The sequence below is a fragment of the Pararhizobium sp. A13 genome, from assembly GCF_040126305.1.
GTDB lineage: Bacteria > Pseudomonadota > Alphaproteobacteria > Rhizobiales > Rhizobiaceae > Pararhizobium.
In genome coordinates, this window is the sequence record NZ_CP149510.1 from 4236577 (window position 1) to 4249736 (window position 13160).

The following is a 13160-nucleotide window of genomic DNA, read 5'->3' on the forward strand; positions in this document are numbered from 1 at the left end:
GTAGTATTCCTTTCTCGAAATTGAATTCGTGGCCGTCAGGAACGGAAGAGCCGCGAATGCAAGGTCTCATGGCGCAGCGCCGCTATGTCGGCAAGAATTGTAGCAGAACCGAGATCGTCCAGTGTGCTCGATGACGCCCGTGCCGCCGTTTCGGAGATCACAGGCTCCAATTCGGCAAGAACGCCCACGCCGTGCTTCTGGCCAGTCACGCCGCAACGGATTGCCACCGATACGAGGTTGGATGCCGTGGCGTGCAAATAGGCGGCCAAAGCAGGCTCTAGCCCGGTATTGTGCGCCCCGGCGACAGCGCCGACCGCGACCGGATAGGCGACAGCACCGATCAGGGTATCGAGCACCGGATGCGGCCAATGTCCCGCTGCGCTGAGAAAAGCCTCTCCCTGCAACGTCATTTCCATATGGCGTTCACGCGAACCGGCCAGAGCTTCGGCCAGTTCGCGCACCGCATCAAGCCTCGGCGGATCATCATAAGCCCGATAGCTCTCCGCCAGAAGTACCGCGTCATTCCAGCTCGAACCGTGGCGGATCAGTGCTTCCAGCCATCGCCTTAAAGCAGGAGCATCGGTGATCAAACCGTCGTGAACAGCCTGCTCGAGCCCGCCGGAATAGGAGAATGCGCCCACCGGGAAAGCCGGCGACAGCCATGTCACCAGCCTGAGCAGCGCCCGCGTATCTGCCTGCTCAGTCATGGGCGCTATGATGGCCGCCATGTCCGTGGGAGTGTCCATGGGAATGACCGTGGTCGTGCCCGCCCGAACCATGATAGGCGCCGCGCATCGGCTGGAATGGTTCCGTCACCTCACCCACCGTCGCCCCCAGTCCTTCGAGCATCGCCTTGATCACCGGATCGCGCAGGATCAGGATCCGGTCTTGCCGGATTTCCGCAGACAGGTGCCGGTTGCCGAGATGCCAGGCGAGTTCGATCAGGTGCAGCGGGTCGCGCGGTCGGATATCGTATAGCGGCTCCTCAATGGCGGCGATGCGGACATACTCGCCTGTATCCAGCACCAGGAGATCGCCGTCGGCGAGCATCACCGGTTCTTTCAGGTCGAGCATCACCACGTCGTCGTTGTCGAGGTGCAGCAGTTTGCGGCGCAAGTGCCGCTGGTCATGAGCAAGCGCGATCGTGTGCAGCGGCGTCTTGTCCGCCGGGCCAGGCGACAGAATCTGGGTCGAGCGGTACGGCATTCAGAGAACCTCGACCTTGTCTGAGTGAACAACCTCGATGCGGCCATCCGCCACCAGTTCCGCCGTCGCCTTCTGGAAGGCGACTATATGCGGTTCGGCGAAATGCGCCTCCAGCGCCTCGCGGTTCTTCCACTGCTCGACGAAGACCAGCGTGTCCGGTTCGCCGGGCTTCTGGTAGAGATCGTAGAAAATGCAGCCCGTCTCCCTGCGCGTCCCCTCGATCAGGGGAGCGGCATCAGAAACAACCTCGGCCCCCTTGCCGGGGTGGGTCTTGAGATGGGCGATGACGTAGATCATGTGAACCTCGGAATGCTTTCGTTCCACTGTAGCCATAAAAAAATCCGGCGCCAGACCAAAGAGGCCCGGCACCGGATTTCAGATCGACACCACGGCTCGGCTCAGGCTGCGAGCTTTTCCGACTTCAGTGCTTCCAGGATGTTCTGCGGCGAAGAAACGCCATAGGGATCGCTGTCGCAATTGTCCGAATAGCCCTCCTCCTCGAACCACTGTTCGACCGCGCCATCATTGATGATGGCCGCATAGCGCCAGGAGCGCATGCCGAAACCGAGATTGTCCTTGGCGACCAGCATGCCCATCTTGCGCGTGAACTCGCCGGAGCCGTCCGGGATCAGCTTGACATTTTCGAGGTTCTGCGACTTGCCCCAGGCGTTCATGACGAAGGCGTCGTTGACGGAGATGCAGTAGATCGCGTCGATGCCTTGGGCCTTGAATTCACCGGCCAGCTTTTCGAAATCGGGAAGCTGATAGGTCGAGCAGGTCGGCGTGAAGGCGCCCGGCAGTGAGAAGAGAATGACGCGCTTGCCGGCGAAATAATCGGCGGAGGTCACGTCCTGCCAGCGATAGGGATTCGGCCCACCGACGGCCTCGTCACGGATGCGCGTACGGAAGGTTACGGACGGCACTTTTCTGCCAACGATCATAGCTATCTCCTTGAAATTGCGCTTCCCGCGCGGCGGGTCTTGGGAGGAACCACCCGGCGCAGGACTCGAAGCTGCGCTTTTACAACAAGCCGTGCTGCGATGCAGCACAACACATGAAAGTCGCTTCGCATGGCTGCCATGCGCCAGGCGCATGGCAGAAAGTCCATCCGCCCTGGAGTACCTGCCCCTCTCCCCGTCGAACAGCCGAAAACATCCCCGCGCGCCGCCGCCGTGGTTTTTTCAAACATGCACTCAATCGGACGGGGCACTGGAAACCGTCTCTAATGAATAAGTATATGTGACGCTTTCCAGCGCCCCGCTTGGCGTTCTCTCGCGATCGTCGTGTCGCAGGTCTCCGGTGCCGGCATTCAACATCGCAGCTCCGGTACGTCACGCGTCCCATCCCGACATGTGTGCCCCACAGGCACGCCCGCCCCAGAAGGACGGAGGGGATCCATTTTCCGGGGGCTCTCCTTCCGGTCTGCCTGACGTTCGCAACCTCCTCATCGAAGGCCACGAGGTTTCCCGTGGAGCGCCCGACCTGCCTCGCCGCTAACGTCTTGCGGTGTATCCGTGACAGGACGCCATGATCATCGCACGGCTTTCCAGGCGGGGATTTTCGGGGATCGGCGGGGATGAAATTCTGGAGCAAAGGCTGCCCAGGTCGGCTTTTCCCCGTGTTTCTTGCTCGATTCGCCACATTTCGTGGACTTGATTGGAGAGGGGACGAAAATAAGGATGATGGCGCAAGCGAGAATCAAGCAGCGCGTCGCTGATCACGGATTTCAGTTAGATATCAAGCCATTCGTCTGGACCGCGGATCCCGACAAAATCGTCGCCGCTCCGCGGACACCAAGTGTTGGATTCAATCTGTCGTGATCGGCGAGGCCATCTGTTTCCGGTCAGCAGTCCCGGAAGGACTGCGTTGGGTGGAAGCCGTCATCCAGCGATGCCCGCGGCCGACGCGGTCAGGATGAGCTTGCGGACGGCATGCAGGTCGCTGACAACGCCCGTGCATAGGGACAGGATTTCTGGCGTTGGGCTAAGAAGATCGGGGACCATAAAAGTCATCATTCCGGCAGCTGATGCGGAGCGAACCCCGTTGTAGGAATCTTCCAGAGCCAGGCATAGAGCGGGGTCCACACCGAGACGTTTCGCGGCCGTCAGGAACGGGTCGGGCGAGGGTTTGCTGGCGACATAATCTCCGTGTCCGATGACCGCATGGAATCGGTCGGCCAAGCCATGAGCGGAGAGATGGCTCTGCACAGTAGAGTGGGCCGACGAAGTCGCGATACATCGAGGCATCTCGAGTTGGTCAAGAAAGTCGAGCAGTTCGACGACGCCGGGCTTTAGCCGGAGTTGCGTGGCGGCCAGCAACTCGAAATGGCCGATCATCTGTGCGAAATACTGGTCTATGGGGAAATCTGATCCCATTTGTTCCAGAAGCAATACTCTGCTCTGGACCCAGGGCACTCCTATGGTGCGTTGAATAACCGCTGTCGGTAGGTCGTGACCCCCAACGGTTGCCGCCGCCAGAAACGCCTCTTGATAGAGTGTCTCCGTATTGAAAATCAGCCCGTCCATGTCGAAGATCACGGCGACTGGCATATGAGGAAGCTTCATTTTCTATGTATAGTTGATCCCCAGCGGCTCGGCAACAGCATGCACTAGGCACGGAACGCGTTGGAGCGTTTGGTCTCCTTCGGGCCGATTTTCCGCGTTGGATCGTCGCCCGGAAGCGGACACGACGCCATGTCCGTTAAACGACCCGTTGGGACTGCCCTACCGCTCTCAGTTGTCGCGCGGCCCCAGGCGAACATTTAGTCTAGCGGATTCTCTCACCACCGCCGCCGACACTAGAACAGGAAATACCGCTGTGCCATTGGCAGCACGGTTGCCGGTTCGCAGGTCAGAAGCTCGCCGTCGGCGCGGACCTCGTAGGTTTCCGGATCGACCTCGATATGCGGCGTCAGGCTGTTGTGGATCATCGAATGCTTGCCAATGCCGTGGCGGGTGTTCTGCACCGCCACCAGTTCCTTGGCGACCCCGAGACGGCCCTTGAGGCCCGCATCGAGCGAGGCCTGGGAAACAAAGGTGACGGAGGAATTCGTCCGGTTCTTTCCATAGGCACCGAACATCAGGCGATAATGCACCGGCTGCGGCGTCGGGATCGAGGCGTTGGGATCGCCCATCGGCGCTGCCGCGATCGAGCCGCCAAGCAGCACCATGTCGGGCTTGACGCCGAAGAAGGCCGGATTCCAGATGACCAGATCGGCGCGCTTGCCGACTTCAATCGAGCCGACCTCGTGGCTGACGCCATGGGCGATTGCCGGGTTGATCGTATATTTGGCGATGTAACGTTTGACGCGGAAATTGTCGTTCTCGCCGCTCTCCTGCGTGAGCCGCCCGCGCTGGCGCTTCATCTTGTCGGCCGTCTGCCAGGTGCGGATCGCCACTTCGCCGACGCGGCCCATGGCCTGGCTGTCGGAGGAGATGATCGAAAAGGCGCCGATGTCATGCAAAATGTCTTCCGCCGCGATCGTTTCTTTGCGGATACGGCTTTCGGCAAAGGCGATGTCTTCCGGGATGGACGGCGACAAATGATGGCAAACCATCAGCATGTCGAGATGTTCGGCCAGCGTGTTCTTCGTGTAGGGCCGTGTCGGGTTGGTCGAGGACGGGATGACGTTCGGCTGGCCGCAGATCTTGATGATATCCGGCGCATGACCGCCACCGGCGCCTTCGGTATGGAAGGCATGGATGGTACGCCCCTTGATTGCAGCGATCGTGTCTTCCACGAAGCCGCTTTCGTTCAGCGTGTCGGTATGGATCATCACCTGCACGTCATATTCGTCGGCAACCGAAAGGCAGCAATCGATGGCGGCCGGGGTCGTGCCCCAGTCCTCATGCAGCTTCAGCGAGCTTGCACCCGCAAGCACCATCTCGACGATGCCAGCCGGCAGCGACGCGTTGCCCTTGCCCGCAAGCGCGAGATTCATCGGGAAGGCGTCAAAACTCTCGATCATCCGTTCGATATGCCAGGCACCGGTGCAGGTCGTGGCGAGTGTCCCATGCGCAGGGCCGGAGCCGCCGCCGAGCATCGTGGTGATGCCACTCATCAGTGCCTCTTCGATCTGCTGGGGGCAGATGAAGTGGATGTGGCTGTCCATGCCGCCAGCCGTGACGATCTTGCCCTCGCCGGCGATCGCTTCCGTCGAAGGACCGACGATGATGGTGACTCCTGGCTGCGTGTCCGGATTGCCCGCCTTGCCGATCCCGACGATGCGGCCATTCTTCAGGCCGATATCCGCCTTGACGATACCGGTATGATCAACGATCAGCGCGTTGGTGATGACGGTATCGACGGCCCCCTCGGCGCGGGTCACCTGGCTTTGCCCCATGCCGTCACGGATGACCTTGCCGCCGCCGAACTTCACCTCGTCGCCATAGGTGGTGAAATCCTTCTCCACCTCGATGAAAAGCTCCGTATCGGCCAGCCGAACCTTGTCGCCGGTGGTGGGGCCGAACATATTGGCATAGGCCGCGCGCGACATTTTGTAGGACATGGGTATCAGGCTCCCTGAGCAAAAGCGGATAGATAATTTTGATCGAGGCGCATGAGGCGCCCCTTTGAAACCAACGCGTCGACATACCGGCGCTCGGCCGCGAACGGATGCCACTCCCAGCCGGCGTGGCCGAAGCCGGCAAGAACAACGCGGTCACTCGGCCGCATCCAATGCGCCAGCACCTCGGCAATGACGATCAGGCCACTGCTCGGCACGAGGTATTCACCAGGATCGTAGTGCACCACCTCTGCATCGACGCTTTCATGGGTGGACGCTGGAACGACGTGGAACGACCGGCCGGTCGCCTTGGCGAAGGCCCGAAATCCATCGGTGTAGTCATCGCAAAGATCATGGAGGTCCGGGTGACGTTCCTCGATTACTGACCGCAACTGCCGGAACTTGTCTGCAGCCCGTACGCACCAGATTTCGCGTGCCTGCCGCACGGCCGCATTGGTTTTCCACCGGCCACCACCCAGCATCGCCATCGCCGGGCGTCCGGTGTTGCAGACGGCGACAATATCGGTTTTCTCGCCACCCGCCCAACGGCAGTCGTTGAAGCGGATCACCAGATCAGCCGCATCGATGACGGGCACCGCACCTTCCGGTACCGGCCCGTTTCCGACGATCATGATGGTCCGGCTCACCGTCACTTATCGCCTCTCAGTTTCCAAGGCCTTCGGTCAGGCTTTTCAGTTCCGCAGTGCGCTTCTTTGTGAGGTCTGCAAGGCAACCGGAAACCAGCATCGGCTCCATCGACCCGCCCCGCGCCTCCAAACCGGCGAGCTCGCACTGGCCGTCGCGATAGCCGATCCAGGCGCGCTGCGCCTTCTTCAGCGCTTCAACGGCACCAACATAGTTAGGGTCGATCTCACCGAGTTCCTTGTCGGTCTCCTGCATCGCCGTCATCGTCGTCTTGTAGACCGCATTCAGCTCCTTGTCGGTCGCTTCGTAGTCCTTGTTGGCGCAAATGTTCAGATCCGACTGGGTCATCGCATTCTGGCAATCGACCTGCGGCTCGTCCTGCGCCAGTGCAAGCGGCGCAGAGGCCAGAAAGCCCGCCATGATAACGCTTGCAGGATGGAGCCGGTTCATAGCTTGCCCATGACCTTCTGCTGGAAACCGTAGACCTCGCGCTTGCCGGCAAAAGGAATGAGCGTCACGTTGCGTGTCTGCCCGGGCTCAAAGCGCACTGCCGTTCCCGCGGGAATGTCGAGGCGTTTGCCATGCGCCACCGCCCGGTCGAAAGACAGGCCGGCATTGGTCTCGGCGAAGTGATAATGGCTGCCGACCTGGATCGGCCGGTCGCCCGTGTTCGAGACCTCGAGCGTGACGGTCTCCAGACCGGCATTCAGCTCGATCTCGCCGCTGGCGGCAATGATTTCACCGGGGATCATGATCTATCTCTCCTGTTCAGGCCGCCTTGATCGGCGCGCAGCCGTCCGGCTTCAAAACGCGTTCGGTGGACGCCGGGAACTTGCGCAGTCTGGCCGCCGGGCGAACCGGGCGACGGACGAGTTCTCCCGCACAGTTCGGGCAATGCCCGTCGAGAACCTCGGATGCGCATTGCGTGCAGAAGGTGCATTCGAAACTGCAGATCATCGCTTCGCGACTGCCCGGTGGCAGATCCTTGTCGCAGCATTCGCAATTCGGTCTCAGTTGCAGCATCGCCCGCTCCTTCAGCGAATAGGCTCGTGGACGGTGACGAGCTTGGTACCATCGGGAAACGTTGCCTCGATCTGGATATCGTGGATCATCTCCGGGATGCCCTCCATCACCTGGGCGCGGGTGATGACATGGGCGCCCGCCTCCATCAGGTCTGCGACGGAGCGGCCATCGCGCGCGCCTTCGACGACAAAATCGGTGATCAGTGCGATCGCCTCGGGATGATTAAGCTTGACGCCGCGCTCCAGGCGCCTGCGGGCAACCATCGCCGCCATCGAAATCAGCAGTTTGTCTTTTTCGCGAGGAGTGAGATTCATGCGCGGCCACCAAGCTTGCGTGTCGATTACAGGTTCCAGACTTTCGGCACAGAGGCGCCCTTGCGCAAGTGCGAAATGACCGGGATGAGGATTTTTCTGAGCGCGAAGCCGTCGGCGGCGACGAGGCGGGCAATCAGCTTGTCCTGTCCGGCAACGTGATAGTGGCTGATCCCGCCAATTGCATCGCCGATCAGAGCACGCAGTTTCTCCGCCTGCTGCTCGCAGTCCATGCCGCTGTAGAAGAGCGTGGCAAAAGCCACTTTCCCGCCGAGCGTGGCGGTCTCCTGCGTCAGCGCGGCGATATCGTCATTCAGGCGCAGATTTTCGGCATGCAGCAGAATTCCACCCTTGCGGATACGCCAGCAGTCCTGAAACAGCCCCGTCCGCATCATCTCGCCCATGGCCTTTCGCCCCAGCAGGATGGCCTCGACGGCCAGGAACTCGCCACCCTCGGCGATGTCGACATCGAGCCGGCGCGACAGAGAGGCGCGGTCGAACAGGATCGTCTCCTGCGGCAGCCAATGCACCGTCGCGTCAACGCCAACCGCGATCTTCGCCGTGACGGCCGTCGTTCCGGCGCTGGCCTTGTAGATTTTCTCGCAAGCCTGGGTCGTCAGGGTGAGATGCGTGCCCTCTCCGGCCGAAAATTCCCACTCCATATGGTCGCCGCCGGTTAGCCCGCCGGAACTGTTGATCAGCACCGCTTCCATCGTGGCGTCGAACGTATCGGGCAGCCTGATCTTGGCGCAGCCTTCCTGATAGAATTCGGCGAGCCGCGTGCGCCCGGCAAATGGCTTTGCCACCAGCCGTCCCTTGCCCCACGCTCTTTGGGGAGCGATTGCCGCCGCTTCAGCCATAAAGTCCGCCGTTAAACTGTCAGGTGGCGGCGTGCTTCCGGCGTGTCCAGCGTCTCTGCCGGCCCCTCATGCACGATCTCGCCCCGATCCATGATATAGACATGGTCTGCAAGCTCGCGGCAGAAGTCAAGATATTGTTCCACAAGCAGAATTGCCATCCCCGTGGAATCGCGCAGATACCGGATCGCCCGGCCGATATCCTTGATGATCGACGGCTGGATGCCCTCCGTCGGCTCGTCGAGAACGAGGATCTTCGGCCGCGTCACCAGCGCGCGGCCGATTGCCAGCTGCTGCTGCTGCCCGCCTGATAGGTCGCCGCCGCGGCGGCCGAGCATCGAGCGCAGAATCGGGAAAAGATTGAAAATATCCTCCGGAATGAACCGGTCCTTGCGAGCGACCGGCGCATAGCCCGATTCCAGGTTCTCCTTGACCGTCAGCAACGGAAAGATTTCACGCCCCTGCGGCACGAAGCCGATGCCGTGCCTGGCCCGGTTGTAGGGCGCCATACCGTTCAGCGGGGTATCATTGAAGGTGATGGTGCCGGCACTCGGCCCATGCTGGCCGGTGATCGCCCGCAACAGGCTGGTCTTGCCGACGCCGTTACGCCCGAGCACGCAGGTGATCTTGCCCATCGGTGCCGTGATGGAAACCCCGCGCAAGGCTTGGGCAGCACCGTAATGAAGATTGATATTGTCGACCGTCAGCATACTTTTTCCTCTTCATCATTCCTCTTTGCATCTGGCCCAAGAAGAATGAACTTGCCGCCGCTACACCTCCCCCTTGAGGGGGGAGGTCGCAGCGAAGCTGCGGGTGGGGGTGACCCGTTGTTTGGCACAAGAAGTCACCCCACCCCGTCGCGCGCCGACCCTCCCCCTCAAGGGGAGGGTAAATGCGTCACCGCCCCAGATAGTTCTCGATCACTTTCGGATCGTTGCTGACGAAATCGATCGAGCCTTCGGCCAGCACCGAACCTTCCGCCAGGCACGTGACCTTGACGCCGAGATCGCGGATGAAGCCCATGTCATGCTCGACCACAACGACCGAGCGGGTCTTGGCGATTTCCTTGAGCAGGATCGCGGTTTCGGCGGTTTCGGCGTCGGTCATGCCGGCCACGGGCTCGTCGACCAGAAGCAGCTTCGGCTCCTGCGCCAGCAGCATGCCGATCTCCAGCCACTGCTTCTGGCCATGCGAGAGGTTGGCAGCGAGGTCGTTCTTGCGAGCCGTCATGCGGACGGTTGCGAGGATTTCCTCGATGCGAGCCTTGTCCTCAGCCGTCAGGCGGTAAAACAGCGTTGCGAAGACGCTGCGCTTCCGGTTGAGCGCCAGTTCGATATTGTCCCAGACCGTATGGCTTTCGAACACCGTCGGCTTCTGGAATTTCCGGCCGATGCCGAGCTGGGCGATGTCGGCTTCGTCTTTCTTGGTCAGATCGATATCGCCGTTGAAGAAAACCTGGCCGGAGTCCGGCCGGGTCTTGCCGGTGATGATGTCCATCATCGTCGTCTTGCCGGCACCGTTCGGGCCGATGATGGCCCGCAATTCGCCGGGTTCGACCACGAAGGACAGCGAGTTCAACGCCTTGAAACCGTCGAACGAAACCGAGACACCATCGAGATAGAGAAGGCTGCGCGAAGTCTTTTCATCCATGGTCTTACTCCGCAGCCTGGGGTTCGAGGGAGGCAAGCCGGCTTTCGGCCTCGGCTGCCGCCTTGTCCTGATAGGCCTGCTCGACAGCGTCGGCTTGTCTCTGTTCCTTGCGAGATGCGACGAACTGTTGGACCGTGCCGACAACACCCCTGGGCAGGAACAGCGTCGTTGCCACGAACAGGGCACCGAGCGCAAACAGCCAGAATTCCGGGAAGGCGGCGGTGAAGATGCTCTTGCCGAAATTGACGAGGACGGCGCCGATGATCGGTCCGATCAGCGTGCCGCGCCCGCCGACCGCCGTCCAGATGACCACTTCGATCGAGTTTGCCGGCGCGAATTCACCGGGGTTGATGATGCCGACCTGCGGCACGTAGAGCGCGCCGGCGACGCCAGCCATCATCGCAGAAACCGTGAAGATGAAGAGCTTCATGTTCTCCACCCGGTAGCCGAGGAAGCGGGTGCGGCTTTCGGCATCGCGCACGCCGACCAGCACCTTGCCGTATTTGGAACGGACGATGGCGGAGCTCAGGATCAACGCCAGAGCCAGGGCGATGGCGGTTGCCGCAAACAGCGTTGCGCGTGTGCCGGCGGCCTGGACGTTGAAGCCGAGGATATCCTTGAAATCGGTGAGGCCGTTGTTGCCACCGAAACCCATCTCGTTGCGGAAGAAGGCGAGCAGCAGGGCGTAGGTCATCGCCTGGGTGATGATCGACAGATAAACGCCGGTGACGCGGGAGCGGAAGGCGAACCAGCCAAACACGAAAGCCAGCAAGCCGGGCACCAGCAGCACCATCAACGCGGCGAAGGCGAAATGGTTGAAGCCGGACCAGTACCACGGCAGCTCGCTCCAGTTCAAAAACACCATGAAATCGGGCAGCAGCGGGTTGGCATAAACGCCCCGGTCGCCGATCTGGCGCATGAGGTACATGCCCATGGCATAACCGCCGAGCGCGAAGAATGCGCCGTGGCCGAGCGAAAGGATGCCGCAATAGCCCCAGACGAGGTCGAGCGCGAGAGCAAGCAGGGCGTAGCAGAGGTACTTGCCGACAAGAGGAACCAGATGACTCGGGACATGGAAGAAGTTGCCTTCCGGTATCAGAAGGTTGGCAAGCGGCACGAGAGCTGCCGCTAGAAGGATAAGCGCCACGGCCCAGAGGATTTTCTTCTCGTGCCGGCTGAACAGCATTTGCGTAATCATTGTTCGATCGCCCTTCCCTTGAGCGCGAACAGGCCGCGTGGCCGCCGCTGAATGAAGAGAATGATGAAGATGAGGATGAGGATCTTGCCCAGCACCGCACCGGCATAGGGTTCGAGGAACTTGTTGGCGATACCGAGCGTCAAGGCGCCGACCAGCGTGCCCCAGAGATTGCCGACGCCACCGAAGACCACGACCATGAAGCTGTCGATGATGTAGTTCTGGCCAAGATTGGGCGAGACGTTGTCGATCTGGCTGAGCGCCACGCCGGCCATGCCGGCGATGCCTGACCCCAGGCCGAATGTCAGCGCATCGACCCAAGGCGTGCGGATACCCATGGACGACGCCATGCGGCGGTTCTGCGTCACGGCGCGCATCTGCAGGCCGAACTTCGAACGCTTGAGGAGCAACAGCAGCGCGGCGAAGACGCCGAGCGAGAAGACGATGATCCACATACGGTTGTAGGTGATGGCCAGGCCGCCGACATCGAAGGCGCCCGACATCCAGCTCGGATTGTCCACCTGCCGGTTGGTCGGCCCGAAGATCGTGCGGATCGCCTGCTGCAGGATCAGCGATATGCCCCAGGTGGCAAGCAGCGTTTCGAGCGGACGGCCATAGAGCCAGCGGATGACGCTACGCTCGATGCCGACGCCGACCAGACCGGTAAAAAGGAAGGCGGCAGGGACCGCGAAAGCGAGCGAATAGTCGGTCAAACCGGGCGCAACGGCGTTGATCGTCTGCTGCACGACATAGGTGGTATAGGCGCCGAGCATGACCATTTCACCATGCGCCATGTTGATGATGCCCATAACGCCGAAAGTGATGGCAAGGCCGATGGCAGCGAGAAGCAGAACGGAGCCGAGCGACAGGCCATACCAGACGTTCTGCGCCACGTCCCATATGGCAAGACTGGTTTTGATCGAGTTGATATTCTGCTCGATCGACGGCTTCAGGTCTTCAGGCGCATTGTCCAAAGCCGCGGTCAGGATCGTCAGCGCAGCGCGATTTCCGCGCGCGGCGATCGTGTCGATGGCGGCTTTCTTGTCTTCGGCGCTGGCGTCGGTCTTGAGCAGGATCACCGCCCGCGCCGCTTCCATGCTCGCCTTCACCTCGGCGTCCTTCTCCTGCGCCAGTGCGGAGTTCAACAGGTCGAGATTGTCCGGATTGGCATCCTTGAGCAGGTCCTGCGACGCCGTCAGACGGGCGGTCCGATCGGGACTCAAAAGCGTCAGCTGGCTCAGTGCCGCGCCGATCGCGCCGCGCAGGCCATTGTTCAGTTTGATTTTAGCGAGATTGCCCGGAGCGTCGGCCACAGGGGCAGCAGTCAGGACGTCGAGGTAGGCGCCATCCGCCGGTCCTGCGAGATAGACGGAGCCGCCGGTCTTCGGCGCGTAAAGTTTGCCGTCGCTGAGGTTTTGCAGGATTTCGGCAACCTTGGCGTCGCCCGAAGCCGCAAGTGCCTTGACGGCCTCAATCTTCTGGGGAAAGCCGCCGGCGCCAAGCGCATCGACCAATGGCCGAATATCTTCCTGCGCACGCAAACCGGTTGCAAGGCAACTGACCAGCAGGCAGAGAGCAACAAGGAAGGTCTGGATGGCGCGATACATGAGCTCTTCGTGTTCCGTTGGCTGGCGCCGCTAATTCCGGCGAGTGCTTGACCGCTGACGCTGCTGCTTAAAGTTTCCGCAATGCGCTCGTCCGACAATCAGATCGGACGGATGCGGCGTCGGGAACCATGTCGTCACCCTTCACTCATGCAGAAAACATGC

The 13160-nt window shown here is 61.1% G+C and carries 16 protein-coding genes; all 16 read right to left on the reverse strand.

Annotation, left to right across the window (positions count from 1 at the left end; translation table 11 throughout):
* Positions 1-35: 35 nt before the first annotated feature.
* Positions 36-707, reverse strand: a complete 672-nt coding sequence (locus WI754_RS20705; RefSeq protein WP_349437899.1) for an urease accessory protein UreF — start codon at positions 705-707, stop codon at positions 36-38.
* Positions 700-1206, reverse strand: coding sequence for an urease accessory protein UreE (ureE, locus tag WI754_RS20710; RefSeq protein WP_349435343.1), 507 nt, complete (start codon positions 1204-1206; stop codon positions 700-702). The genes WI754_RS20705 and ureE overlap by 8 nt, the downstream gene beginning before the upstream one ends.
* Complete coding sequence (locus WI754_RS20715; RefSeq protein ID WP_349437900.1) at positions 1207-1503, reverse strand: putative quinol monooxygenase; 297 nt, start codon at positions 1501-1503, stop codon at positions 1207-1209.
* Between the two features lie 101 nt (positions 1504-1604).
* A complete protein-coding gene (locus WI754_RS20720; RefSeq protein ID WP_349437901.1) occupies positions 1605-2144 on the reverse strand; it encodes a peroxiredoxin in 540 nt (179 codons plus the stop codon).
* Between the two features lie 942 nt (positions 2145-3086).
* Positions 3087-3755, reverse strand: a complete 669-nt coding sequence (locus WI754_RS20725; RefSeq protein WP_349435344.1) for an HAD family phosphatase — start codon at positions 3753-3755, stop codon at positions 3087-3089.
* Positions 3756-4003: 248 nt separating this feature from the next.
* Complete coding sequence (gene ureC / locus WI754_RS20730; protein ID WP_349435345.1) at positions 4004-5713, reverse strand: urease subunit alpha; 1710 nt, start codon at positions 5711-5713, stop codon at positions 4004-4006.
* Between the two features lie 5 nt (positions 5714-5718).
* Entirely contained in the window at positions 5719-6363 is a 645-nt protein-coding gene (locus WI754_RS20735; RefSeq protein ID WP_349435346.1) for a Urease operon accessory protein, read from the reverse strand.
* 10 nt (positions 6364-6373) lie between these two features.
* A complete protein-coding gene (locus WI754_RS20740; protein WP_349435348.1) occupies positions 6374-6775 on the reverse strand; it encodes a lysozyme inhibitor LprI family protein in 402 nt (133 codons plus the stop codon).
* A 26-nt stretch (positions 6776-6801) separates the two neighbouring features.
* Positions 6802-7107 (reverse strand): urease subunit beta, encoded by a 306-nt coding sequence (locus tag WI754_RS20745; protein ID WP_349435349.1) that lies wholly within the window; start codon positions 7105-7107, stop codon positions 6802-6804.
* A 16-nt stretch (positions 7108-7123) separates the two neighbouring features.
* A complete protein-coding gene (locus tag WI754_RS20750) occupies positions 7124-7378 on the reverse strand; it encodes a DUF1272 domain-containing protein (protein WP_349435351.1) in 255 nt (84 codons plus the stop codon).
* Between the two features lie 11 nt (positions 7379-7389).
* Positions 7390-7692, reverse strand: a complete 303-nt coding sequence (locus WI754_RS20755; RefSeq protein WP_037126742.1) for an urease subunit gamma — start codon at positions 7690-7692, stop codon at positions 7390-7392.
* A gap of 26 nt (positions 7693-7718) precedes the next feature.
* Complete coding sequence (locus tag WI754_RS20760) at positions 7719-8549, reverse strand: urease accessory protein UreD (RefSeq protein ID WP_349435353.1); 831 nt, start codon at positions 8547-8549, stop codon at positions 7719-7721.
* An 11-nt stretch (positions 8550-8560) separates the two neighbouring features.
* Positions 8561-9256, reverse strand: coding sequence for an urea ABC transporter ATP-binding subunit UrtE (gene urtE, locus WI754_RS20765; RefSeq protein WP_349435354.1), 696 nt, complete (start codon positions 9254-9256; stop codon positions 8561-8563).
* Between the two features lie 187 nt (positions 9257-9443).
* Positions 9444-10196: an urea ABC transporter ATP-binding protein UrtD gene (gene urtD, locus WI754_RS20770; protein WP_349435355.1), complete on the reverse strand. Its 753-nt coding sequence runs from the start codon at positions 10194-10196 to the stop codon at positions 9444-9446.
* Positions 10197-10200: 4 nt separating this feature from the next.
* Positions 10201-11394, reverse strand: a complete 1194-nt coding sequence (urtC, locus tag WI754_RS20775; protein ID WP_349435356.1) for an urea ABC transporter permease subunit UrtC — start codon at positions 11392-11394, stop codon at positions 10201-10203.
* On the reverse strand, positions 11391-12998 hold the full coding sequence (gene urtB / locus WI754_RS20780; RefSeq protein ID WP_349435358.1) for an urea ABC transporter permease subunit UrtB: 1608 nt from the start codon (positions 12996-12998) through the stop codon (positions 11391-11393). The genes urtC and urtB overlap by 4 nt, the downstream gene beginning before the upstream one ends.
* Between the last annotated feature and the right edge of the window lie 162 nt (positions 12999-13160).

Bases quoted from the DNA above. Each gene is read 5' to 3' on its own strand.
- WI754_RS20705 (WP_349437899.1), bottom strand. From the start codon at position 707: ATGACTGAGCAGGCAGATACGCGGGCGCTGCTCAGGCTGGTGACATGG.
- ureE (WP_349435343.1), bottom strand. From the start codon at position 1,206: ATGCCGTACCGCTCGACCCAGATTCTGTCGCCTGGCCCGGCGGACAAG.
- WI754_RS20715 (WP_349437900.1), bottom strand. From the start codon at position 1,503: ATGATCTACGTCATCGCCCATCTCAAGACCCACCCCGGCAAGGGGGCC.
- WI754_RS20725 (WP_349435344.1), bottom strand. From the start codon at position 3,755: ATGCCAGTCGCCGTGATCTTCGACATGGACGGGCTGATTTTCAATACG.
- ureC (WP_349435345.1), bottom strand. From the start codon at position 5,713: ATGTCCTACAAAATGTCGCGCGCGGCCTATGCCAATATGTTCGGCCCC.
- WI754_RS20740 (WP_349435348.1), bottom strand. From the start codon at position 6,775: ATGGCGGGCTTTCTGGCCTCTGCGCCGCTTGCACTGGCGCAGGACGAG.
- WI754_RS20745 (WP_349435349.1), bottom strand. From the start codon at position 7,107: ATGATCCCCGGTGAAATCATTGCCGCCAGCGGCGAGATCGAGCTGAAT.
- WI754_RS20750 (WP_349435351.1), bottom strand. From the start codon at position 7,378: ATGCTGCAACTGAGACCGAATTGCGAATGCTGCGACAAGGATCTGCCA.
- WI754_RS20755 (WP_037126742.1), bottom strand. From the start codon at position 7,692: ATGAATCTCACTCCTCGCGAAAAAGACAAACTGCTGATTTCGATGGCG.
- WI754_RS20760 (WP_349435353.1), bottom strand. From the start codon at position 8,549: ATGGCTGAAGCGGCGGCAATCGCTCCCCAAAGAGCGTGGGGCAAGGGA.
- urtE (WP_349435354.1), bottom strand. From the start codon at position 9,256: ATGCTGACGGTCGACAATATCAATCTTCATTACGGTGCTGCCCAAGCC.
- urtD (WP_349435355.1), bottom strand. From the start codon at position 10,196: ATGGATGAAAAGACTTCGCGCAGCCTTCTCTATCTCGATGGTGTCTCG.
- urtC (WP_349435356.1), bottom strand. From the start codon at position 11,394: ATGATTACGCAAATGCTGTTCAGCCGGCACGAGAAGAAAATCCTCTGG.
- urtB (WP_349435358.1), bottom strand. From the start codon at position 12,998: ATGTATCGCGCCATCCAGACCTTCCTTGTTGCTCTCTGCCTGCTGGTC.